20 protein-coding genes are annotated in these 21,602 nt (G+C 61.3%); 12 read left to right on the top strand and 8 right to left on the bottom strand.

From position 1 onward, the window contains the following. Positions 1-85 precede the first annotated feature (85 nt). A complete protein-coding gene (locus Q4481_RS06420; protein ID WP_304375486.1) occupies positions 86-814 on the top strand; it encodes a glycosyltransferase family 2 protein in 729 nt (242 codons plus the stop codon). A gap of 129 nt (positions 815-943) precedes the next feature. On the opposite strand, the gene hutU is transcribed toward Q4481_RS06420, so the two are convergent. The 3 genes from hutU to hutI all read right to left on the bottom strand — a co-directional run bounded on the left by hutU (position 944) and on the right by hutI (position 5,607). Further along, on the bottom strand, positions 944-2,614 hold the full coding sequence (gene hutU, locus Q4481_RS06415; RefSeq protein WP_304375485.1) for a urocanate hydratase: 1,671 nt from the start codon (positions 2,612-2,614) through the stop codon (positions 944-946). 196 nt (positions 2,615-2,810) lie between these two features. Next, complete coding sequence (gene hutH, locus Q4481_RS06410) at positions 2,811-4,346, bottom strand: histidine ammonia-lyase (protein ID WP_304375484.1); 1,536 nt, start codon at positions 4,344-4,346, stop codon at positions 2,811-2,813. 43 nt (positions 4,347-4,389) lie between these two features. Further along, on the bottom strand, positions 4,390-5,607 hold the full coding sequence (gene hutI / locus Q4481_RS06405; RefSeq protein ID WP_304375483.1) for an imidazolonepropionase: 1,218 nt from the start codon (positions 5,605-5,607) through the stop codon (positions 4,390-4,392). 85 nt (positions 5,608-5,692) lie between these two features. Here hutI and Q4481_RS06400 point away from each other — a divergent pair, with 85 nt between their 5' ends. The 8 genes from Q4481_RS06400 to Q4481_RS06365 all read left to right on the top strand — a co-directional run bounded on the left by Q4481_RS06400 (position 5,693) and on the right by Q4481_RS06365 (position 13,536). Then, the gene (locus tag Q4481_RS06400; protein WP_304375482.1) at positions 5,693-7,039 is read left to right on the top strand and encodes a formimidoylglutamate deiminase; all 1,347 of its coding nucleotides are present in this window, start codon (positions 5,693-5,695) and stop codon (positions 7,037-7,039) included. Positions 7,040-7,484: 445 nt separating this feature from the next. Beyond that, positions 7,485-8,228, top strand: coding sequence for a histidine utilization transcriptional repressor HutC (gene hutC / locus Q4481_RS06395; protein ID WP_304375481.1), 744 nt, complete (start codon positions 7,485-7,487; stop codon positions 8,226-8,228). 131 nt (positions 8,229-8,359) lie between these two features. Further along, on the top strand, positions 8,360-8,605 hold the full coding sequence (locus Q4481_RS06390; RefSeq protein WP_304375480.1) for an acyl carrier protein: 246 nt from the start codon (positions 8,360-8,362) through the stop codon (positions 8,603-8,605). A 99-nt stretch (positions 8,606-8,704) separates the two neighbouring features. Then, positions 8,705-9,472, top strand: a complete 768-nt coding sequence (locus Q4481_RS06385) for an SDR family NAD(P)-dependent oxidoreductase (protein WP_304375479.1) — start codon at positions 8,705-8,707, stop codon at positions 9,470-9,472. Positions 9,473-9,495: 23 nt separating this feature from the next. Further along, positions 9,496-10,812 carry a histidinol dehydrogenase gene (gene hisD, locus Q4481_RS06380; protein ID WP_304375478.1) on the top strand — a complete coding sequence of 439 codons (1,317 nt, stop codon included), beginning with the start codon at positions 9,496-9,498 and terminating at the stop codon, positions 10,810-10,812. 7 nt (positions 10,813-10,819) lie between these two features. After that, entirely contained in the window at positions 10,820-11,818 is a 999-nt protein-coding gene (locus Q4481_RS06375) for a zinc-dependent alcohol dehydrogenase (protein ID WP_304375477.1), read from the top strand. Beyond that, positions 11,815-12,564, top strand: a complete 750-nt coding sequence (gene hutC / locus Q4481_RS06370) for a histidine utilization transcriptional repressor HutC (RefSeq protein ID WP_304375476.1) — start codon at positions 11,815-11,817, stop codon at positions 12,562-12,564. The genes Q4481_RS06375 and hutC (Q4481_RS06370) overlap by 4 nt, the downstream gene beginning before the upstream one ends. A 123-nt stretch (positions 12,565-12,687) precedes the next feature. Next, the gene (locus Q4481_RS06365) at positions 12,688-13,536 is read left to right on the top strand and encodes a branched-chain amino acid aminotransferase (protein WP_304375475.1); all 849 of its coding nucleotides are present in this window, start codon (positions 12,688-12,690) and stop codon (positions 13,534-13,536) included. A gap of 15 nt (positions 13,537-13,551) precedes the next feature. On the opposite strand, the gene Q4481_RS06360 is transcribed toward Q4481_RS06365, so the two are convergent. From Q4481_RS06360 to efp, 4 genes are all read right to left on the bottom strand, one after another. Beyond that, complete coding sequence (locus tag Q4481_RS06360; protein ID WP_304375474.1) at positions 13,552-14,385, bottom strand: ABC transporter permease subunit; 834 nt, start codon at positions 14,383-14,385, stop codon at positions 13,552-13,554. Then, complete coding sequence (locus tag Q4481_RS06355; protein ID WP_377353024.1) at positions 14,382-15,176, bottom strand: taurine ABC transporter ATP-binding protein; 795 nt, start codon at positions 15,174-15,176, stop codon at positions 14,382-14,384. The genes Q4481_RS06360 and Q4481_RS06355 overlap by 4 nt, the downstream gene beginning before the upstream one ends. Positions 15,177-15,270: 94 nt before the next feature. Then, positions 15,271-16,278, bottom strand: coding sequence for a taurine ABC transporter substrate-binding protein (tauA, locus tag Q4481_RS06350; RefSeq protein WP_304375473.1), 1,008 nt, complete (start codon positions 16,276-16,278; stop codon positions 15,271-15,273). A 213-nt stretch (positions 16,279-16,491) separates the two neighbouring features. Next, positions 16,492-17,061 (bottom strand): elongation factor P, encoded by a 570-nt coding sequence (gene efp, locus Q4481_RS06345; RefSeq protein ID WP_304375472.1) that lies wholly within the window; start codon positions 17,059-17,061, stop codon positions 16,492-16,494. A 135-nt stretch (positions 17,062-17,196) separates the two neighbouring features. Between efp and epmA the strand changes: the two genes are divergently transcribed. After that, complete coding sequence (epmA, locus tag Q4481_RS06340) at positions 17,197-18,273, top strand: EF-P lysine aminoacylase EpmA (protein ID WP_304375471.1); 1,077 nt, start codon at positions 17,197-17,199, stop codon at positions 18,271-18,273. Further along, on the top strand, positions 18,270-19,316 hold the full coding sequence (locus tag Q4481_RS06335; RefSeq protein ID WP_304375470.1) for a lysine-2,3-aminomutase-like protein: 1,047 nt from the start codon (positions 18,270-18,272) through the stop codon (positions 19,314-19,316). The genes epmA and Q4481_RS06335 overlap by 4 nt, the downstream gene beginning before the upstream one ends. On the opposite strand, the gene Q4481_RS06330 is transcribed toward Q4481_RS06335, so the two are convergent. After that, complete coding sequence (locus Q4481_RS06330) at positions 19,311-19,829, bottom strand: MarR family winged helix-turn-helix transcriptional regulator (protein ID WP_304375469.1); 519 nt, start codon at positions 19,827-19,829, stop codon at positions 19,311-19,313. The two genes, Q4481_RS06335 and Q4481_RS06330, sit on opposite strands and share 6 nt — an antisense overlap. 133 nt (positions 19,830-19,962) lie before the next feature. On the opposite strand from Q4481_RS06330, the gene Q4481_RS06325 reads away from it, so the two are divergent. Then, the gene (locus Q4481_RS06325) at positions 19,963-21,486 is read left to right on the top strand and encodes an MDR family MFS transporter (RefSeq protein ID WP_304375468.1); all 1,524 of its coding nucleotides are present in this window, start codon (positions 19,963-19,965) and stop codon (positions 21,484-21,486) included. Positions 21,487-21,602 lie beyond the last annotated feature (116 nt).

Here is a 21,602-nt window from a genome sequence, read left to right as displayed (position 1 = left end):
CCATCGCCGGAGAAGGATGGCCGTCCTCTCCGGCGCTTCTTTATCTCACGAAGAAGCACGGAAATCATAAGACAAGCATAATTACTTGCTCGGTTTTCGCTATTTCTGTGTTATCGATAACAACAGCACTGATGGTACGCGTGGTGTGATCGACGAGTTTAGAAAGCGCCAAGACGTTTTTGTCGTCGTGATTAGCGATTACATTTCTCAACACTATCAAGATTTTAAAACCACTGCCGCGGCGAAGTTCGCAGTCGAGTATTTTTCTTCCCTCGGTGCCTCGATCGATTGGATCGTTCCCTTAGATGCCGATGAATTCATATCGTTTTCATCGGTTGATGGTTCGTTCGTCGATATTCTTGTAAACGCAAGGGAAGCCAGTGTTGTAACGTTCCCTTTGATCAATTGCGCCAGCGAGGTACCATTGGAGCACTACAAGCCTGGCGCGGTTTATGATCAGTTTCCGTTGGTTGATAGACGTTCTACTCGGAGTGAGGTGAAGTGCATTTACCGCTTTACAAGCGAGTCTCGTCTATTTGCTGGGAACCATTTCGTAAGGAATAGAGTGTTTGATTTGGCGGATATCTATCCTGCAACCAAGCTTGGTGCCTATTATAGGCACTATCCTTATCGATCCATAGCTCACACTCGGCTAAAAGTGATTAATGGTTACAAGTCGATTGTCGCATTCCCCGATGTCAAAGGCGGTGCGCATTGGCGCCAGAATTGGGAGCTTTACAATAAGCACGGTGAGCCTTGGCTTTCTCGATATCTGGAACGCTATATCGAGAGAGTCAGAGAACAGGCCTCATAACTCTCTGCTTTTGCTGACAGACTGCGAGGTAGTTCATCTGGATTCGGATGCTATCGTGAGATAGCCATCAAGCACCAAGATCCCGGCAAGCGAACTCGCCGGGACCGTAGCGTCGATCATTCTCCCCCATCACCCCAGAATGCCGGGCAGGTCCAGTCCCTTCTCGCGGGCGCAATCGAGCGCGATCTCGTAACCGGCATCGGCATGGCGCATGACGCCGGTGGCCGGATCGTTCCACAGCACATTGCCGATGCGGCGGTCGGCATCGGCGCTGCCGTCACAGCAGATGACCATGCCGGAATGCTGCGAGAAGCCCATACCGACGCCGCCGCCATGGTGCAGCGACACCCAGGTGGCGCCGCTGGCGCAATTGAGCAGCGCATTCAAGAGCGGCCAGTCTGACACGGCATCCGAACCATCCTTCATCGCCTCGGTCTCGCGGTTGGGCGAGGCGACCGAGCCGGAATCGAGATGGTCGCGGCCAATCACGATCGGTGCCTTGAGTTCGCCGTTGCGCACCATCTCGTTGAAGGCGAGGCCGAGCTTGTGGCGATCGCCCAGGCCCACCCAGCAGATGCGGGCCGGCAGGCCCTGGAAGGAAATGCGCTCGCGCGCCATGTCGAGCCAGTTGTGCAGGTGCTTGTTGTCGGGCAGCAGTTCCTTCACCTTCGCATCGGTTCTGTAGATGTCTTCCGGATCGCCCGAAAGCGCTGCCCAGCGGAAGGGGCCGATGCCGCGGCAGAAGAGCGGCCGGATATAGGCCGGCACGAAGCCGGGGAAATCGAAGGCATGTTCAAGCCCTTCATCCTTGGCGACCTGGCGGATATTGTTGCCATAGTCGAGCGTCGGAATGCCGGCATTCCAGAAATCCAGCATGGCGGCCACATGCACCTTCATCGAAGCGCGGGCGGCTTTTTCCACCGCCTTGGGGTCGCTTTCGCGCTTCGCCTTCCATTCGGCCATGGTCCAGCCGATCGGCAGATAACCGTTGATCGGATCATGCGCGGATGTCTGGTCGGTGACGATGTCGGGCCGGATGCCGCGGCGAACCATCTCGGGCAGGATTTCGGCGGCATTGCCGAGCAGACCGACGGATTTTGCTTCGCCGGCCCTGGTCCAGCGGTCGATCATCGCCATCGCCTCGTCCAGCGTTTCGGCCTTTTCATCGAGATAGCGGGTGCGGAGGCGGAAATCGATCGAGTCCGGATTGCATTCGATGGCGAGGCATGAGGCCCCGGCCATGACGGCGGCGAGCGGCTGGGCGCCACCCATGCCGCCGAGCCCGCCGGTCAGGATCCATTTGCCCTTGAGATTGCCGCCATAATGCTGGCGCCCGGCCTCGACGAAGGTCTCGTAAGTTCCCTGTACGATGCCCTGGGTGCCGATATAGATCCAGGAGCCGGCCGTCATCTGGCCGTACATGGCGAGTCCCTTCTTGTCCAACTCGTTGAAATGGTCCCAGGTGGCCCAGTGCGGCACCAGGTTGGAGTTGGCGATCAGCACCCGCGGTGCATCCTTGTGCGTCCGGAAGACGCCGACCGGCTTGCCCGATTGCACGAGCAGCGTCTGGTCTTCCTCAAGCTCCTTGAGCGAGGCGACGATGCGGTCGAAATCGGCCCAGGTGCGGGCAGCGCGGCCGATGCCGCCATAAACGACGAGCTCATGCGGATTTTCCGCCACGTCGGGATCGAGATTGTTCATCAGCATCCGGAGCGGCGCTTCGGTGAGCCAGCTCTTGGCATTGAGTTCGGTGCCGTGCGGGGCACGAACCTCGCGGATATTGTGGCGTGGATTGGTCATGGCTTCGTCGTTCCCATGTTTCGGTTCGTTGCATTCGATTGCCCCTCCCCAACCCCTCCCCACAAGGGGGAGTGGCTTAACCCGACCGGTCTGCTTCGCCTCAAGTGACCGTTGCGGTTTGTTGCAAGGTTCTTTGGGCAGGGCGGGGCATCCGGTTAGCCCCTCCCCCTTGTGGGGAGGGGTTGGGGAGGGGTTTTCAGTCTCCCAGCCCAGGCAAAATGCCAGGCGTAATTGCGCGGTTGAGCCGCCCATCGGCAATGAGGGCGGATGCGGCGGCCAGATCGGTCGCCATATAGCGATCGGTCGAAAGCGTCGGCACGGCGGCGCGGATGCAGGCGATCGCCCCTGCCAGTTCCGGGCTGGTGACGAGCGGCGCGCGGAACTCGATGCCGAGCGATCCGGTCAGCGCCTCGATGCCGATGATGGCGAAGAGATTGTCGGTCATCTGCAGCAGGCGGCGGGCGCCATGGCAGGCCATGGAGACATGGTCTTCCTGGTTGGCCGAGGTCGGGGTCGAATCGACAGAGGCCGGATGGCTCATCTGCTTGTTTTCGCTCATCAGCGCCGCCGAAGTGACTTCGGCGATCATCAGGCCCGAATTGAGCCCCGGTTCCTTGGCAAGGAAGGCTGGCAGGCCATAGGAGAGGGCGGGATCGACCAGAAGGGCGATGCGGCGCTGGGCAATGGCGCCGATCTCGCAGATGGCAAGCGCGATCTGGTCGGCGGCGAAAGCCACCGGTTCGGCGTGGAAATTGCCGCCGGAAACGACGCTGTCATCGTCGAGCACCAGCGGATTGTCGGTCACCGCATTGGCCTCGATTTCGAGGGTGCGGGCCGCCTGGCGCAGGAGATCGAGGCAGGCGCCATCGACCTGCGGCTGGCAGCGGATGCAATAGGGGTCCTGGACGCGTTCATCGCCGGTGATGTGGCTTTCGCGGATCACCGATCCGGCGAGGAGACTGCGGAGTGCAGCGGCAGCATCGATCTGGCCCCGATGGCCGCGCAGGCTGTGAATATCGGGGTGGAAGGGAGCCGACGAGCCCATCGCGGCATCGGTGGAAAGGGCACCGGTGACAAGCGCCGAACGGGCCGCGCGATGGGCGCGGAACAGGCCGGCCAGTGCGAGCGCGGTCGAGACCTGGGTGCCGTTGATCAGCGCCAGCCCTTCCTTGGCGGCGAGTTCCACCGCAACAAGGCCGGCACGGCGCAGGGCTTCGCCTCCCGGCAGGCGCTCGCCCCCGACCATGGCCTCGCCTTCGCCGATCATGACGGCCGCCATATGGGCGAGCGGCGCGAGATCGCCCGAGGCGCCGACCGAGCCTTTTTCCGGAATGACCGGAACAACGTTCCTTTCGAGCATGTCCTCGATCAGCCGGACAAGCGCGATCCGGACGCCCGAAGCGCCGCGACCGAGCGAAATCAGCTTGAGCGCCATGATCAGCCGCACAATATCGGCTGCAAGCGGTGCGCCGACGCCGCAGCAATGCGAGAGAATGAGATTGCGTTGCAGTTTGGCCGTATCGGCAGCGGCGATCTTGATCGATGCCAGCTTGCCGAAGCCGGTATTGACGCCATAGACCGGCTCGTCACCGCCGGCGATCTCGGCAATGCGGGCGGCGGAGCGTTCGATGCGCGCATCGCAGGATGGATCAAGCCGAACATTGACGCCGTCCCAGTAGACGGCATGCAGTTGGGTGAGCGTGACGGCGCCGGGATGAAGGGTGATGGTCATGGGCGGGGTCCTGTTGTTTGGTGGGCGGGGTTCGCATCAACGATCACATTCCCCTCCAGATCCGTTTCCAGAGCGGGTTGAACCCCATGCGGTAGACGAGTTCGGCCGGGCGCTCGATATCCCAGATGGCGAGGTCGGCCCATTTTCCGGCGGTGATCGAACCGGTTTCCGACGCAAGACCGAGGGCGCGGGCGGCGTTCAGCGTGATACCCTTCAGGCATTCCTCGACCGTCATGTGAAAGAGGGTCGCGGCCATGTTCATGGTCAGCAGAAGCGAGGTGAGCGGCGAGGTGCCGGGATTGTTGTCGGTCGCGAGCGCCATGGCGACGCCGTGCCTGCGGAAGAGATCGACCGGCGGCTTTTGGGTTTCGCGAATGAAATAGAAGGCGCCGGGCAGAATGGTCGCCACGGTGCCGGCTTCTGCCATCGCGATCGCACCCGCCTCGCTCGTATATTCGACATGATCGGCGGACAGAGCGCCGAACCGGGCCGCGAGCGCCGCGCCACCGAGGTCCGACAGCTGGTCGGCATGCAATTTGACCGCAAAGCCGAGCGACTGGGCCGCACCGAACAGCAGTGCGATCTCATCGGGCTGGAAGGCGATCTTCTCGCAGAAACCGTCGACGGCATCGGCGAGGCCGGCCGCCTTGATCGCCGGCAGCATGGAAATCACCTGATCGAGATAGGCGCGGCGATCGCCCTTGGCTTCTGGCGGCAGCGCATGGGCTCCAAGGAAGCTGGTGCGCACCGAAACGGAACGGGCCTCGCCGAGCTTGCGGGCGACGCGCAGCGATTTCATCTCGTTTTCGAGATCAAGCCCGTAGCCGGACTTGACTTCGATCGTCGTCACGCCCTCGGCCAGCAGGGCATCGAGGCGCGGCAGGGTTTCGGCGAGAAGCTGGTCGTCGCTTGCGGCCCGCAGCGCCTTGACCGACGAGACGATGCCGCCGCCGGCGCGCGCGATCTCCTCATAGCTGGCCCCGTTCAGTCTGAGTTCGAATTCATGGGCACGGTTGCCGGCATGGACGAGATGGGTGTGGCAATCGATGAGGCCCGGCGTGACCCAGCGTCCCTCGCAATCGATCACGCGTGCAGCCTGATGGGCGGGCAGGCCAGCTTCGGGACCGGCAAAGACGATGCGCCCATCCTGGGCAAGAACCGCTGCGCCCTCGATTTCTCCCAGGCCCGGACGGGCGGGGTCGAGCGTGGCGATCCGCGCATTGCGCAACAATAACGGGCCTCCCGGCTCGGTCTCCTGCATTCCATCCTCCCGAAACGGGTTGCCTTCTTGTCTAATATGTATATACATAATAACCCAATTGACAAGAGCCATTCCGGAGGTGCCGATGCCCATTTTTGCCAAGCAGGTTCTAACGCCGGAGGGCTGGCGCAATGATGTCCGGATCGAGATTGCCGGCGGTCGCATCCTGTCGCTGACGCCGGACACGCAGCCGGAGCCCGGCGACGAGCGGCATGCGATCCTCATTGCCGGCATGCCCAACCTGCACAGCCATGCCTTTCAGCGCGCCATGGCAGGGCTCACTGAACGGCCTTCGGCCGGCAACGACAATTTCTGGAGCTGGCGCGATGTGATGTATCGCTTCACCTTCGCCTTCGAGCCGGAGGATATCGAAGCGGTGGCCGCCTTCCTCTATGTCGAGATGCTGGAAAGCGGCTTCACCCGTGTGGGCGAGTTCCACTATCTCCATCATGATCGCGACGGGCGGGCCTATGCCAATATCGCCGAGCTCGGCAGCCGCATCGCCTCGGCTTCGACTGAGACCGGTATCGCGCTGACGCTGCTGCCGGTTTTCTACGCGCATTCGAATTTCGGCGGGCTGCCGCCAGCCGATGGCCAGCGTCGTTTCGTCAATGATCTCGATTCCTACGCCAGGCTGCTCGATGCCTCGCGGACGCTGGTGTCCGCCCTGCCGGGGTCCGTGGTTGGCATTGCGCCGCACAGCCTGCGGGCGGCGACCGGCGACGAGATCCGAGCACTGCTCTCGATGAGCCCGGAGGGACCGGTCCATATCCATGCCGCCGAACAGGTGAAGGAGATCGAGGACAGCATCGCCTATTCGGGCCGGCGTCCGGTCGAATGGCTGCTCGATGAGGCGGGCGCGGATGGCCGCTGGTGCTTCATCCATGCCACCCATATGACCGATGCCGAAACCATCGCGATGGCGAAGCGCGGCGTTGTGGCGGGGCTGTGCCCGGTCACGGAAGCTAATCTCGGCGATGGGTTCTTTGCCGCCGGGACGTTCATCGATGCGGGCGGCGCCTTTGGCATTGGCACCGATTCCAATGTGCTGATCGGCGTTGCGGATGAATTGCGCCAGCTTGAATATTCGCAGCGGCTGCTGCATCGGGCACGCAACGTGCTGTCGCGCGATGGAAGGACCACGGGTCGTTCCATCTTCGAACGGGCTGTCGCTGGCGGGGGCAGGGCGCTCGGCTCCACTTCTGCGATTGCGGCAGGTATGCCAGCTGATTTCGTCTCTCTGCGGCTGGTTTTCGATCTCGGTTTCGAAGGTGATACGGTGCTTGATTCCTTCTTGTTCGGGCGCGGCATGGCTGTGGATTGCGTCTGGGTGCATGGTCTGAAGCAAGTCGATGGCGGCCGTCATGTCCGCCGCGAGGCGATCGAAACGCGCTACCAGCAGGCCATGCAGGCGATGCTCTCCCGTATATGAGCCTGTTTTAGTGGATGCGGCGTGGCCTCCACTTTCCCTTGTGCGTCCAACCGCCTTAGAGCACTTCCTGCCAATTCGGGGTCAGTTCTGTTTCTCGATTGGTGCGCGTGATCCGGTGGTGAGCCGGTTGAAGCGCGATACAGAAGTATCGGGCAAGACCGCATCGCCATCGGGCACCCACCAATCAGAAACCCTGCCGCGTTGATTGCCTCCGGTAATCACGCAACAGAAATTGCTGCGGCTCGCCTGATCGGCACGCCGAAGGCGGTGCCGGGCGAGCCGTGGGACGGGCGCTATTGCGCCAATTCCTGCGCAAAGGCCCTTGAACGTATCTAAGGATATGCCCTGCGGGCCTTTGCTTGATCTTGTCGCAAAATCGCTCCGTCAGAATGACTCCGAATTGACAGGAAATGCTCTAAATGGCGAAACAAAGGGACGAATCGGAATGGATGCAGAGATCGGTCAGGCAGATGGCGACGGCGGGCGGTCCCTGCATCAACGGATCGTCGCCGATATTGAAGGCCGGATCCTGTCCGGCGAATGGCCGCCCGGCCACCGCATTCCGTTCGAGATGGAGCTGACCGAACATTACCGCTGTTCGCGGATGACGGTCAACAAGGCGCTGTCGCAGCTTGCGAAGGCGGGTCTGATCGAGCGGCGCAAGAAATCCGGCAGCTTCGTCCTGCAGCCGCATGTCCAGTCGGCAGTGCTCGAGATCCGCGATATCCGGGAGGAGGTGACCTCACTCGGGCTCGACTATGGCTACCACCTGATTTCCCGCAGCCTGCGAAAGGCCAGCGAGAATGAGCGGAGCTCCCTTGAGCTTGCAGCCGACGCCCGCGTCATCGCCATCCAGTGCCTGCATAGCGCCGGGGGTAAGCCCTTCTGCTTCGAGGAGCGTCTGATCAACGTCGAAGCCGTGCCGGAAAGCCGGGACGAGACATTTGAGGAAACGGCGCCGGGTCCATGGCTCATCCGGCAGGTGCCGTGGAGTGCTGCGGAACATCGCATCCTGGCTGTCAGCGCCGATGACAGGCATGCCCGCCAGCTTGAAGTTGCCAAAGGTTCGGCCTGTCTGAGGGTTATCCGCCGAACAGTTTTTGCGGGCGCTTATATAACGCGTGTCGAACTCACATATCCTGGCAATGCCTTTGAGCTTGTTGCCAGTTTCGCGCCTACGCAGGTCTGATCACCATATCTCGTGTTTTCAATACATAATGAATTAAACTTTCACTGGAATCGTGAAGGCTCGTTCATGCAGCGGAATAACTATTTTTGCTGAAGGAAATATTGAAGCGGTAGATCGGGCAGGAGCAACAGGTGGAAAAGATCATTCGGGACATTGTCGCAAAGTCGGGCCAATTGCCGGTTTCGATCGATGACATCCGCAATGACGACAATCTCTTTGATCTCGGGCTTGCCTCCTTCGCCTGTGTGCAGATCATGATCGCGATCGAGGATACGCTTTCCATCGAGTTTCCCGACGAGTTGCTCAATCGTCAGACATTCCAGACCATCGGTGCGATGGTCGAGCAGGTGACGCGGCTCCAGGACCTCGCAGCCTGAGCAGGCCTCTGCGGCAATTCGCAACTGATCGAGCAACTTGTATAGACAAGTTCTGAAAGCTGTGCTTCATTTCTGCTTCTTGCAGAAACGGAGTTGGGCATGCTTGCGAGTTTTGATCTGACGGGACGGCGTGCGCTGGTAACGGGAGCATCCCGCGGCATCGGCCAGGCGATTGCCGTGGCGCTCGCCGAAGCAGGCGCCGATGTGGCGATTACGGCACGCGATGAAGGATCGCTCGTTCATACGGCAGACCGTATCCGGGCGCATGGCCGCAAGGCGCATGCCTTTGAACTCGATGTGCGTGACATTGCCAGCATCGGGCCGGTGGCCAATGCGGCAGCGGACGCAATGGGTGGGCTCGATATTCTCGTCAACAATGCCGGTTACGAGGAGGTCCGCCCGTCTCTCGATGTCGACGAGATGCTGTGGGACCGGATCGTCGAAACCAATCTCAAGGGTGCCTTCTTCGTTGCCCAGGCAGCGGCCCGCATCATGACCGAAAGCGCCAGCGGCGGGTCGATCATCAATCTCTGCTCGCTGACGACCTATGTCGGCATTCCGACCGCCGTTCCCTATGGCTCTTCGAAATCCGGTCTGCTGGGCATGACGCATGCGTTGTCCGCCGAATGGGCCCAGGCCGGCATCCGCGTCAATGCCATCGCACCGGGCTATTTCCGCACCGCCATGACCGATGTGTTCTACGAGAATGCTGCCTGGCAGGAATCGATGCTTGAAAAGATCCCGCAGAAACGGTTCGGCACCATGGAGGATCTCGGCGGCGTCGTCGTGTTCCTCGCTTCGGCCGCCTCTGCCTATATCACCGGCGCCTGCATTCCCGTCGATGGCGGCTTCCTCGCCTCGATCTGACAATCCCTGAAATGAGACATTCCATGGCTGACGTTACCATTCACGATTATGCTCGCCTTTCGAAGGACGAACGCGCCCAGCTGGTGCGCCGTTCGGAGGCCGATCTTTCCTTCTTCCTCGAAAAGGCCGCCCCCATCATTGAGGCGGTTCGCACAGAGGGCGATGCAGCGCTCTACCGTTTCGCGCGCGACTTCGACAAGGCGGAGGTGAAACCGGGCAATCTCAAGGTCACGGAAGCGGAATTCGACCATGCGTTCACCCAGGTGGAGAAGGAGGTGGTCGAGGCGATCGAGTTCGGCATTTCCAACATCCGCCATTTCCACGAAGAGCAGAAGCCGGAAGCCATGTGGCTGAAGGAGATGCGCCCGGGCGCCTTTGCCGGCGATCGCTACACGCCGATCCGTTCGGTGGCGCTCTACATTCCGCGCGGAAAGGGGGCCTTCCCCTCGGTGACCATGATGACGGCGGTTCCGGCCGTTGTTGCCGGTGTTCCCGATATTGCCATCGTCACGCCGCCGACAGCGGATGGTTCGGTCGATGCCGCCACACTGGTCGCCGCCCGCATTGCCGGTGTCTCGACCGTTTACAAATGCGGTGGCGCCCAGGCGGTCGCTGCGGTTGCCCATGGCACCGAGACGGTGAACAAGGCGGTGAAGATCGTCGGCCCCGGTAGCCCCTGGGTGGTGGCTGCCAAGCGGCTTCTCTCCGGCATCATCGATCCCGGTCTGCCGGCAGGTCCCTCCGAAGCGATCATCTTCGCCGACGATACGGTGCATGGCGGGCTCGCCGCGCTCGATCTCCTGATCGAAGCCGAGCATGGCCCGGATTCCTCGGCCTATCTTGTCACCCATTCGCGCCGGGTGATGGAGGAGGCGCTCGCCGCCCTTCCCGAACATTGGGGCCGGATGACGGAGCAGCGTGTCGATTTCTCGAAGACGGTTCTGACCGGACGCTACGGTGGCATCATCCTCACCGAAAGCGCCGAGCAGAGCATCGATTTCATCAATGATTATGCGCCGGAACATCTCGAAATCCTGTCGACGGACGCTTTTGCCTATCTCGGACGCATCACCGAGGCGGCGGAAATTCTCATGGGACCGCATACACCGGTGTCGATCGGCAATTTCGGCCTCGGCCCGAATGCCGTGCTGCCGACCAGCCGCTGGGCGCGCAGCTGGGGCCCCTTGTCGGTGCATGATTTCGTCAAGCGTTCGTCGATCGGTTATGTCACGGCATCGGCCTATCCGGAATTTGCCCGCCATGCGCATGTTCTGGCGCGCTATGAGGGGTTCTCCTCGCACGAACATGCGGTGAGCGATGTCCGCAAGGCCTATCTGTGAGGCGATGATGAAGGCGGTTCGGCTTTACGCGAAGGGCGATCTCCGGGTCGAGGAGATCGCTTCACCCGGCGCGCTTCAGGCAGGCGAGGTCCGGGTCCGGGTCCTGGCTGCCGGTATCTGCGGATCGGACCTGCATAATTTCCGCACCGGCCAATGGATCTCGCGCAGCCCTTCCGTTGCCGGGCACGAATTTGCCGGCGCGATCACGGAAGTCGCCGCCGATGTCAGCGGCCTTTCCTTCGGCGATCCGGTGGTAGCGGATTCGCGTTACTGGTGCGGCCAGTGCCGGGCCTGCCGGGCGGGCCGTCGCAATGTCTGCGAAAGCCTCGGTTTCGTCGGCGAAGTCTGCGATGGCGGCTTTGCCGAGGAATGCGTGCTGCCGGCGCGACTTGTCGTGCCGACAAGCCCGCAGGTGAGGCCGGAAATCGCCGCCCTTGCCGAACCGCTCGCCGTTGCGCTGCATGCTGTGCGGCGGCTGAATGCCGAACCGGGCGAACCGGTGCTGGTAGCAGGCTGCGGCCCGATTGGCGGTCTTGCGGCTCTGCTTCTTTCTGCGCTGGGGGCGAAGGATATTCTGGTGGCAGACCGCAATGCGGCGCGCGCAGCTCTGGTCGCCGATGTCACCGGCGCCAGGGTCGTCGATCTCGATGCGCTGGATGCGTTTTCCGTTCGTTATGCGCTGGATGCGACCGGTAACATCGCGGTCATCCGGCGTCTGATCGATCTTGTCGGCGGCTGTGGTTCGATTGCGGTTGCCGGCATCTCGCATGGCGAGATCGGCCTCGATCCCAACATCCTGGTCGAGCGGGAACTGTCGCTGATCGGCTGCCACGCCTATATCGATGAGCTACCCGAGGCGGTGTCGATGTTGCCCGCGCTCGCCGACCGGCTGGAACAGTTCATCGATCGCCGCATCACGCTCGAGCAGGTTCCCGACGCCTATGCTCGCCTCCTTGCGGGCGAGGCGACAGGTCTGAAGACCATCATCGCGATCGGCTCCGAATGAAGCCGGAGACGACGACCGAGCCGCTCTACGAGAAGGTCAAGGCGCATGTTCTTGGCCAGCTTGCCGAGGGCAAATGGGAAGAGGGGCGCAAGCTGCCGTCCGAAAATGAACTGGTGGCTGAACTTGGCGTGTCGCGGATGACGGTCAACCGCGCCCTGCGCGAACTGATGGCTGAAGGCCATGTCATGCGCGTTCAGGGGCTTGGCACTTTCGCTGCCCCCAAGCGTCCGCAGGCGGCTCTGATCGAAATCAACGATATTGCCGAGGAAATCCGCGCCCGCGGCGGCCATCACCGTGCCGAAGTGCTGTTGCTGGAAACCTTTGCATCTCCGGGCCCGGACCTGCTCGCCCAGTTCGAAGCGGAGGCAGATCTGCCGATCGCCCATTCGGTCGTCCTGCATTTCGAAAACGACCAGCCGGCGCTTCTGGAGGAGCGGTTCGTCAATGCGACCCTTGCGCCGCATTACATCGAGCAGGATTTTGCGCAAACCACCACCTATGACTATCTCTCCAAAAGGGTGCCGCTCACCGAGGTCGAGCATGTGATTTCGGCGATCCCGGCGGAGGATGACATTGCGGCCCTGCTTGAGGTGGAGGCGCGGTCTGCCTGCATTCATCTCTTTCGCCGGACCTGGTGGAATGGTGCTGTGGTGACCGTCAACAATTTCACCTATGCCGGCAACCGGATCGCGCTTGCGAGCCGCTACCAGCCCGCGTCCGTTCGGAGCGGCCTGCAGCAGGCGTGACGCCGGGCCAGATTGGCCGGTTGGCCGGTTTTGACTTTTCATTGCGGTTTTGCGCGGGTACGGATGGCAGAATGGTGCGGACATATCCGCAAACCGACCTGCAAGCCTTAGAGGAGACCGATCATGGCAAATGCCAGCTGGACATTTTACAAGGGCGAATGGCACGAGGGCGATGTCCGCATTCTCGGCGCCGCCTCGCATGCGACCTGGCTCGGATCGCTCGTCTTCGATGGCGCGCGACTGTTCGAAGGCGTGTCGCCGGATCTTGACCGGCATTGCCAGCGCATCAACGCCTCTGCCGAAGCGCTCGGTCTCATTCCGGGCTACAAGCCCGAGGAAATCCAGGCGCTGGTGTTCGAGGGGCTGAAGAAGTTTCCGGTCGGCACCGACATCTATATCCGCCCGATGTACTGGGCAGAGGATTACGGTTTCAGCACCGTCTCTCCCGATCCGGAGTCGACGGATTTCGCGCTTTGCCTCGAAGCGATCCCGATGGTGGAGCCGAAAGGTTTCGGCATCACCACCACAAGCTTCCGGCGTCCAAGCATGGAAGTGATGCCGGTCAATGCCAAGGCGGCCTGCCTCTATCCCAACAGTGCCCGCATGTTGCGCGAGGCCAAGGCCAAGGGGTTCCAGAATGCGCTCGTCACCGATATGATCGGCAATGTCGCGGAGCTGGCGACCGCCAATATCTTCATGGCGCGGGGTGGTGAAGTCTTCACGCCGGTTCCGTCGGGCTCGTTCCTCAATGGCATCACCCGCCAGCGGGTGATCGGACTTCTGCGTGGTGCGGGCGTGACCGTTCACGAGATTTCGCTGAAGGTCGAGGATTTCCGTGAGGCCGACGAGATCTTCTCGACCGGCAACATGTCGAAGGTCGTGCCGATCACCGCTTTCGATGACCGGCAGTTCCAGTTCGGACCGCTCGCCCGCAAGGCGCGCGCGCTTTACTGGGACTGGGCGCACGCCTGAGGACGGCAGAACTCTCTAGCGCAAGCTTGCCCATGGAACGAGCTTGCGCTCGAGAAACCGGGCGGCCAGTTCGAAGAGGAAGGCGATCAGGGCGATCACCAGAATGCCGGCGATGACGATATCGGTGACCAGGAATTGCGCTGCCGACTGGATCATGAAGCCGAGCCCGCGGCTGGCCGCGATCAGTTCCGCGGCCACCAGGGTCGACCAACCGGCGCCAAGCGCGATCCGGATGCCGGTGAGGATCGAGGGCAGGGCGCCGGGCAGGATGACATGCAGGATGACCTGCGATCGGCTGGCGCCAAAGGATTGCGCTGCATGGACATGATCCTTTGACGCCGAGCGAACCCCGGTTGCCGTGGAGATGATGACGGACGGCAGCATAGAGAGAGCAATGACGGTAATCTTCGATGCTTCGCCGATCCCCATCCAGATGATGATGAGCGGCAGATAGGCAAGCGGCGGCAGCGGCCGCAGAAACTCGACAATCGGATCGAGAATGCCCTTACCGATCCGGCTCGTTCCGATTGCCAGCCCGGCCGGAATGCCGATGATGATTGCAGCCAGCAGGGCGCCGAAAATGCGTCCGAGGCTCGCAATGACATGTTGGGCCAGAGTGGCATCGACGAACCCGGTGAAGACAAGCCCATGCAAGGCCGCAAACACCTTGGCCGGGCCGGGCAGGAACACGGGCGAGACCCAGCCGAAAGTTGCGCTTGCCAGCCAAAGGGCAAGCAGGAACGACAGGGTTGCGGCAGACCAGATCAGGGCAAGGTCACGCGTTTGGGGCTTCTTCCGAACGGGTCCTGTTTCATTCGAACCGATTGCGGCTGTTTGCGTAAGGCTCATGCTGCAAACTCCGCGGCAGGCTGTTGGATGAGCGCGGTCAACCGCGCATGTGCGGCCTTGAAGGCATTTTCAGACTGCAGAGCTGCGAGCGGCGTGCCCGCGAGGTGGCGGCGTCCGAAATCAACCGGAATGTCGGCGATGATACGTCCGGGCGATGGTGCGAGCACTACCACCCGCGTCGCAAGGGACAGGGCCTCGTCGATGGAATGGGTGATCAGCATGGCGCCGGTGCCGGTTCGAGACCACATGTCGAGCAGAAAGCTTTGCATGTTGGTGCGTGTCAGTGCATCGAGCGCCCCGAGCGGCTCGTCCAGTAACAGGAACTGCGGTTCGGAGGCCAATGCACGCGCAATGCCGATCCGCTGGCGCATGCCGCCGGAGAGTTCCCAGATCTTGCGATGACCGGCATCGGGCAGGCCCACCAGGTCGAGCAGCGTATCGGCAGCCGCGGCTCGCACCTTATGGGATATGCCCCGCAGCTTAAGCGGAAAGGCCACGTTCTCGCGGGCATCAAGCCAGGGATAGAGGGCATCGTCCTGAAAGACGACGGCTCTGTCGCGGCCAGGTCCGGTGATCGGACGACCATCGATGGAAGCAATGCCGCTGGTTGGCTGCACGAAACCGGCGGCGATGTTCAACAGGCTGGTCTTGCCCGATCCCGAGCGACCGATGATGGCAACGAATTCCCCCTTCGCGAGCGAAAGATTGATACCGGAAAGTACGGGCAGGCCTCCGGTGGCATAGTCAAGGCCGATATTGCTCAGGGTCAGCATGGTGATGGCGGTCCTCATTCTAAACGGGTCCGTTACGCGGAAGCCTGGGGCTTCCACGTAACGGTTGGTCTGCCGCACGGCGCCTGGAGGGACTGTTGGCAGACCAAAAGGGTCATTGCGTGCCCTTCTGGGCGGATTCGGCCCAGCGAGCGGAGACGTAGGGGCTGTAGTCGGCCAAAACCGCCGGTATCTTGCCCTGCTCAAGCAGGAAGGCAGAGGTTTTGGCGATCGCGTCGATGGTCGCGCCACCGAGCAGGTCCCTCGATGCCTGCTGTTCCAGGCTCGGGAAGGTGTAGCCTGTGAGCAGAGCCGGAACCTCTTCCACCTTGGCGCCGGTCAGGCGTGCGATCTTGGCGACCTCCGGGGAAGCCGCGTTCCAGGCCGCCGGATTGGCGAGATAGGCGGCATAAGCGTCTCCGGTGACCCGAACGAAGGCGGTTACGGCCTCGGGATGCTCGGCGGCGAATTTCTTCGATACGATCCAGGCATCGAAGGTCGGGCCACCCCATTTGGCCACATCGGCCGAGGTTGCCAGCACTTTGCCTGTGGTCTTGATCTGGCTCAGGACCGGATCCCAGACATAGGCACCATCGATGTCGCCGCGTTCCCAGGCTGCGGCAATTTCCGGCGGCCGGAGATTGAGGATCTCGAGCGACTTCGGATCGACATTCCAATGTTTGAGAGCGGTTAGCAGACTGTAGTGAGCGGTGGAAACGAAGGGCGTCGCAATTTTCTTGCCGGCAAGCTGTCCGGGACTGTCGATGCCCTTCACGGCCAGCGCTTCCGCATCGGCAATCAGGCCGACAACGAAAATCGTTTCGAAGGGCAGTTCGCGGCTTGCGCCCGCGGCCAGCGGCGAGGAGCCGACATAGCCGATATCGATAGAGCCCGAGGCAAGGGCGGCAATCACGTCGGCGCCGGAATCGAACTTCTGCCAGTTGATCTTGGCGCCGGTCGCCTTCTCATAGGTGCCGTCGGCCTGCGGTACGCGCGAGGGCTCGACGATGGGCTGGTAGGCAATATTGATGGCAAGCTCTTCGGCCATGGCGGTCGCGCCGAACGACAGCGCAAGCGTGATCGATGTGGTGGCTGCCAGAAGGCTGCGGCGTGAAATGGACATTCAGATCTCCCTGTGAAATTGCGTTTTTCGCTCCATGCGATAAAATATAATGTATATAAAAAATATATACAATAAAGAACTGAAACCCCATCGGATGACCGGTAGGCGAAGTGTCAGTCTAAATCGAGGGTCGAACGGGGCAAAATATTCCGGGGCTGAATCGAAACGGCCCGCACAGGGCGGGCCGTTCGGATTGTGATTGGATCGGACGGCTCAGTCCTTGGCGCGCTCGACGTAGGAGCCGTCATCGGTCAGCACCACGATACGCGTGCCGGCATCGATATGCGGCGGCACCATGGTGCGCATGCCGTTGTTGAGGATTGCCGGCTTGTAGGAAGAGGAAGCCGTCTGGCCCTTGACGACCGGTTCGGTTTCCACGACTTCGAAGGTCACCTGGCGCGGCAGTTCCATGGCAATCGGGTTGCCTTCATGGATCGACAGAACGACCGTCATGCCTTCGATCAGGTAGACCTTGTCGTCGCCGATCATGTCCGGGGTGGCCACGACCTGGTCGTAGTTTTCCGGGTTCATGAAGTGATAGCCTTCGCCATCGGCATAGAGGAACTGGAAGTTGATGTCTTCGACGACGGCGCGCTCGACCTGTTCGGTGGTCTTCCAGCGTTCCGACACCTTCACGCCATCCGAAATGCGGCGCATGTCGACCTGGGTCACGGGCGTGCCCTTGCCGGGGTGGAAATTCTGCGCGGTGAGAACGACGTAAAGTCTGCCGTCGATATCGAGCACGTTGCCCTTACGAACGGAAGAGGCGATGACCTTTGCCATAAGACTTCCTTGTATCTTGTTGTAACGCGCACTAAAGGACGGGATCGTTCCGTGCCCGAAAAGCGCCGATAGAGGGTTTGTGGCGCGCTCCTAACCCGAAAACGCCAAAATAGCCAGACAGAATCGAAATTTCCGATGAGAAACATTGCCGATAATGAACGGGAAGCGGTGGCTTCCCCCTGGTGGAAGCCGCATGTGCATGCGGACCGGCGCGGCTTTCTTCTGGCGCGCAATCGCATCCAGGTTGCCTTGCGGGCCTTTTTCGCCGCCGATGATTTCATCGAGGTCGATACGGCCATCCTGCAGACAAGCCCGGGCAACGAGACGCATCTGCATGCCTTTTCGTCCGAACTGATCGATGAGAAGGGCGACCGCGAGCCGCTTTATCTCCATACATCACCGGAATTTGCCTGCAAGAAACTGCTGGCAGCTGGTGAGCGCCGGCTTTTCACCTTCGCGCATGTGTTTCGCAACCGGGAGACCTCACCGACCCATCAGCCGGAATTCACCATGCTGGAATGGTATCGCACCGGCGAGACCTATCGGTCGCTGATGATCGATTGTGCCGAGATCTTGCGGCTTGCCGCCGAGGCCGGCGGTCAAAGCCTGTTCCGCTTCCGCGGCAAGGAATGCGATCCCTATGCGGAACCGGAGCGGCTTACCGTTGCCGAAGCCTTCCGTCGTCATGCCGGGATCGAACTTTTGCCGACGATCGCCAAGAACGGAACGACCGATCGCGACGGTCTCAAGGCTGCTGTCGAACAGGCGGGCATCCGAACGAGCGAAGACGACAGCTGGTCCGATCTCTTTTCGCGCGTCATCGTCGAGAAGATCGAGCCCAATCTCGGCATCGGGCGGGCGACGATCCTTTATGAATATCCGGTGTCGGAAGCAGCACTGGCGCGCAAATCCCGTCGCGATGGCCGCGTGTCGGAACGCTTCGAGCTCTATGCCTGCGGTGTCGAGCTCGCCAATGCGTTCGGGGAACTCACCGACGTGAAGGAACAGCGCCGTCGCTTCGAGGCCGATATGGACGAGAAGGAGCGCCTTTACGGCGAGCGTTATCCGATCGACGAGGCCTTTCTCGAGGCGCTTGCGATCATGCCGGATGCATCGGGTGCGGCACTCGGTTTCGATCGGCTTGTGATGCTGGCGGCTGGCGCCAGCCGGATCGAGCAGGTCATCTGGACGCCCGTCAGGTGGCAGCGATGAGCCAGCCTCTGACGACGCCGGTGCAACTGATCGAGGCCGGGTTGATCGGCAGCGACCGCTGGGCGGAGATCGATCGCGTCTCCGAACGTTATGCGATCGCATTGACGGAAAGCGTCACCGGCCTGATCGACCGGGATGATCCCGATGATCCGATCGCCCGGCAATATGTGCCGGATGGTCGCGAGCTTCACCGCCTGCCGGAGGAAAGCGACGATCCGATCGGCGATCATCCGCATTCGCCGGTCGAGGGCATCGTGCATCGCTATCCGGATCGGGTGCTGCTGAAGGCCGTGCATGTCTGTCCGGTCTATTGCCGCTTCTGTTTCCGCCGCGAAATGGTGGGGCCGAGTGGCGATGGCATGCTGGCCGGCGCTGAACTCGAGCGAGCGCTTGCCTATATCCGTTCGCATCGGGAGATCTGGGAAGTGATCGTCACCGGCGGCGATCCTCTGGTTCTGTCACCCCGCCGGCTGGAAGGCCTGATGCGTCAGTTGGGCGAAATCGCCCATCTCAAGATCATTCGCTTTCATAGCCGGGTGCCGGTTGCCGATCCGGGTCGCATCGATGATGCGCTGGTGGCGGCACTGCGGTCCTCCGGCAAGACGGTCTATGTTGCGCTCCATGCCAACCATCCGCGTGAATTCACCCCGGAGGCGGCGACAGCGATCGGAAAGCTTGTCGATGGCGGTATCGTCCTGGTTTCGCAGACGGTTCTGCTCAAGGGCGTCAACGATAAGATTGATGTGCTCGAAGCTCTGATGCGCCGGTTCGTGGAGCTGCGCGTCAAACCCTACTACCTGCACCATCCGGATCTGGCGCCAGGCACCAGCCATTTCCGCCTGTCGATCCGGCAGGGCAGGGCGCTGGTCGCCGCCTTGCGCAAGCGCGTCTCTGGTCTCTGCATGCCGCATTACATTCTCGATGTGCCAGGTGGTGCGGGAAAGGTTCCGCTCAGCGAAAGCCCGGTGATGGCGGTCGGCGAGGGCATCTATGAGATCGAAAGCCGCAAGGGCGAGATCAAGACCTATCGCGACGTCTCATGACGATCTCGACTGCTCTTCCTCGAAGGCATTGGCCTGCTGCTCCATCGATAGCATGAAGCGATTGTAGAGGCGGGCGAATTCGGCAATATCTTCGGCCGGCCAGTCGGCGAGCGCTGTCGACAAAACGTCCTGCTTGATGTCCTGGACGCGATCGACATAGGATCGGCCTTCCGCAGTCAGCGCAACGATGGTACGGCGCGCATCCTCCTGCGAAACCTCGCGTTTCAACATGCCGCGCTTGACGAGATCGGCTACGACCCGGCTGGCACGGGAGTGATCGACGCGCATGTTTTCGGCCACAGTGCCGATTGTGATCTCGCGATCGCGACCCAGCCGGTTGACGAGGCTCAGCACATCGAGGTCGGACAGTTCCATGCCTGCGCCGAGACGTGCGATCGCCACCCGACCGATATAGCGACGACCGATCATCAGGCGCATTCGCGCCATCGCGGTGCCGATCCGGTCGATATCGGGGTTTCGTTCGTTCTGGTTGGCTGCATTTTCCATCGTCATGACGCCTTCCTAGCAGAGAATGTGTCAGCATCCAAGAAAAATATGCTTTTGTCACATATGTGTCGTTGACATATATATGCGAAAAGCACATAAATTGCCGAAATCAAATATTGAAGATTGTCAGGTCATCACCATGGATGCTCATGTTCAAGCCGCCCCTGAGGCGGCCGCCGCCTTCACATCGCTCGTTCCCGATCATCGCCGCCGCATCGCCGTTTTCCTGATGTTGCTCGGCGGCATGTTCATTGCTACGCTCGACAACCAGATCGTCTCGACAGCGCTACCGACGATCGTGGGTGAGTTCGGCGCCCTTGAACGGTTCAGTTGGGTCGGTTCGGCATATCTGCTCGCCACCAGCACGGTGATGCCGCTTTACGGCAAGCTCGGCGATCTGTTCGGACGTAAATATGTGATGATGGCTGCGATCGCGATCTTCACGCTGGGTTCTGCGGCCTGCGGTTTTGCGGTCTCCATGGATACGCTGATTGCGGCGCGCGTGCTGCAGGGGCTGGGCGGCGGCGGCATCATGGTGTCGATCTTCTCGATCAATGCAGATCTGTTCGAGCCGCGTGTCCGCGCCCGTTACCAGAGCTATTCGAGCCTTGTGCTCATGGCATCCGGTGCCATCGGCCCCACCCTGGGTGGGGCGATGTCAGATTATTTCGGCTGGCGCTCGATCTTCCTCATCAATCTGCCGCTGGGCGCGCTTGTTCTGATCGGGCTTGGTCTGCTGCTGCCCTATCGCAAGCCGCACCGCAAGCCGCAGATCGATTTCGCCGGCGCCCTGCTGCTCGCCGGAGCGGTGGCGAGCGTGGTTCTGTGGGCAGATGCGCGCCAGGTGTTCGGTTCGCTCGTTGCGCCTCAGAGCCTCGCGGTCGTCGCCTTCGGTCTCGTCTGCCTGTTCGGCTGGATTGCCGTCGAACGCCGTGTCGCAGAACCGGTCATACCGCTCAGCCTGTTTTCCAGCCAGACCGTCAATCTGTTGCTGATCATTTCTCTGGTCAGCGGCGCCGTGGGCATCGGATCGGTCAATTATTTGGCGCTTTATCTGCAGACCACCACAGGCCTGACGCCGTCCGTCGCCGGTCTTCTCTTCATCTTCTTTACCGCGGGGATCGCCACCGGATCGCTGACCGCCGGTCGCCTGATCTCGATCACCGGCCGCTACAAGATCTTCTCGATCATTTCGGCATCCGGATTCCTGATCGCCTTCATCACGCTGGCGCTGCTTCCTGCCCATACGCCGCTCTATGTGATCGTGGGTTTGTTCATTCTGCAGGGCATGAGCGCCGGTTTCGGCCAGCAGGTCCCGGTCGTCGGTGTGCAGAATGCCGCCGATCCCCGCGATGTCGGCGCGTCCACGGGTGTCGTGACGCTCACCCGCATGGCCGGCGCTTCGATCGCGATCTCCATCTATGGCGCGGTGCTGGGAACGGCGATCGCCGGAACGCTGCCGGTCATTCCGGGCGTCAAGGATGTCGCCGAACTGACGCCTGCGGCGGTGGCCGCGCTGCCGTTCGAAGCGCGCCAGCAGATCATGGTCGCCTATGGCAATGCCTTCCAGTCGGTTTTCGTGACCATGGCGATCGTCATCAGCATCGGCCTGATTGCGGCCCTCATGCTCAAGAACATCCGCCTGCCGACCATCAAGGCCTGAAAGCGGGCCTGATATACCAAGCGTCGATGATAGGAACCGATTGCGTGGGACCGGACATCCGTCCCCGACTTTGTCGCAATCCTCGACCGATGCCTCTGCATCGCTCTCCGGTATGC

It is taken from the genome of Fluviirhizobium alvei (assembly GCF_030551875.1).
Taxonomy (GTDB): domain Bacteria; phylum Pseudomonadota; class Alphaproteobacteria; order Rhizobiales; family Rhizobiaceae; genus Rhizobium_E; species Rhizobium_E alvei.
Note: the sequence above shows the minus strand (reverse complement) of the source record. Positions and strands in the feature narration are given on the sequence as shown.

What these genes read in the sequence shown, in the direction of transcription:
- hutU (WP_304375485.1), bottom strand. Translation starts at nt 2,614, where the DNA reads ATGACCAATCCACGCCACAATATCCGCGAGGTTCGTGCCCCGCACGGC.
- hutH (WP_304375484.1), bottom strand. Translation starts at nt 4,346, where the DNA reads ATGACCATCACCCTTCATCCCGGCGCCGTCACGCTCACCCAACTGCAT.
- hutI (WP_304375483.1), bottom strand. Translation starts at nt 5,607, where the DNA reads ATGCAGGAGACCGAGCCGGGAGGCCCGTTATTGTTGCGCAATGCGCGG.
- Q4481_RS06400 (WP_304375482.1), top strand. Translation starts at nt 5,693, where the DNA reads ATGCCCATTTTTGCCAAGCAGGTTCTAACGCCGGAGGGCTGGCGCAAT.
- hutC (WP_304375481.1), top strand. Translation starts at nt 7,485, where the DNA reads ATGGATGCAGAGATCGGTCAGGCAGATGGCGACGGCGGGCGGTCCCTG.
- Q4481_RS06385 (WP_304375479.1), top strand. Translation starts at nt 8,705, where the DNA reads ATGCTTGCGAGTTTTGATCTGACGGGACGGCGTGCGCTGGTAACGGGA.
- hisD (WP_304375478.1), top strand. Translation starts at nt 9,496, where the DNA reads ATGGCTGACGTTACCATTCACGATTATGCTCGCCTTTCGAAGGACGAA.
- Q4481_RS06375 (WP_304375477.1), top strand. Translation starts at nt 10,820, where the DNA reads ATGAAGGCGGTTCGGCTTTACGCGAAGGGCGATCTCCGGGTCGAGGAG.
- hutC (WP_304375476.1), top strand. Translation starts at nt 11,815, where the DNA reads ATGAAGCCGGAGACGACGACCGAGCCGCTCTACGAGAAGGTCAAGGCG.
- Q4481_RS06365 (WP_304375475.1), top strand. Translation starts at nt 12,688, where the DNA reads ATGGCAAATGCCAGCTGGACATTTTACAAGGGCGAATGGCACGAGGGC.
- Q4481_RS06360 (WP_304375474.1), bottom strand. Translation starts at nt 14,385, where the DNA reads ATGAGCCTTACGCAAACAGCCGCAATCGGTTCGAATGAAACAGGACCC.
- Q4481_RS06355 (WP_377353024.1), bottom strand. Translation starts at nt 15,176, where the DNA reads ATGAGGACCGCCATCACCATGCTGACCCTGAGCAATATCGGCCTTGAC.
- tauA (WP_304375473.1), bottom strand. Translation starts at nt 16,278, where the DNA reads ATGTCCATTTCACGCCGCAGCCTTCTGGCAGCCACCACATCGATCACG.
- efp (WP_304375472.1), bottom strand. Translation starts at nt 17,061, where the DNA reads ATGGCAAAGGTCATCGCCTCTTCCGTTCGTAAGGGCAACGTGCTCGAT.
- epmA (WP_304375471.1), top strand. Translation starts at nt 17,197, where the DNA reads ATGAGAAACATTGCCGATAATGAACGGGAAGCGGTGGCTTCCCCCTGG.
- Q4481_RS06335 (WP_304375470.1), top strand. Translation starts at nt 18,270, where the DNA reads ATGAGCCAGCCTCTGACGACGCCGGTGCAACTGATCGAGGCCGGGTTG.
- Q4481_RS06330 (WP_304375469.1), bottom strand. Translation starts at nt 19,829, where the DNA reads ATGACGATGGAAAATGCAGCCAACCAGAACGAACGAAACCCCGATATC.
- Q4481_RS06325 (WP_304375468.1), top strand. Translation starts at nt 19,963, where the DNA reads ATGGATGCTCATGTTCAAGCCGCCCCTGAGGCGGCCGCCGCCTTCACA.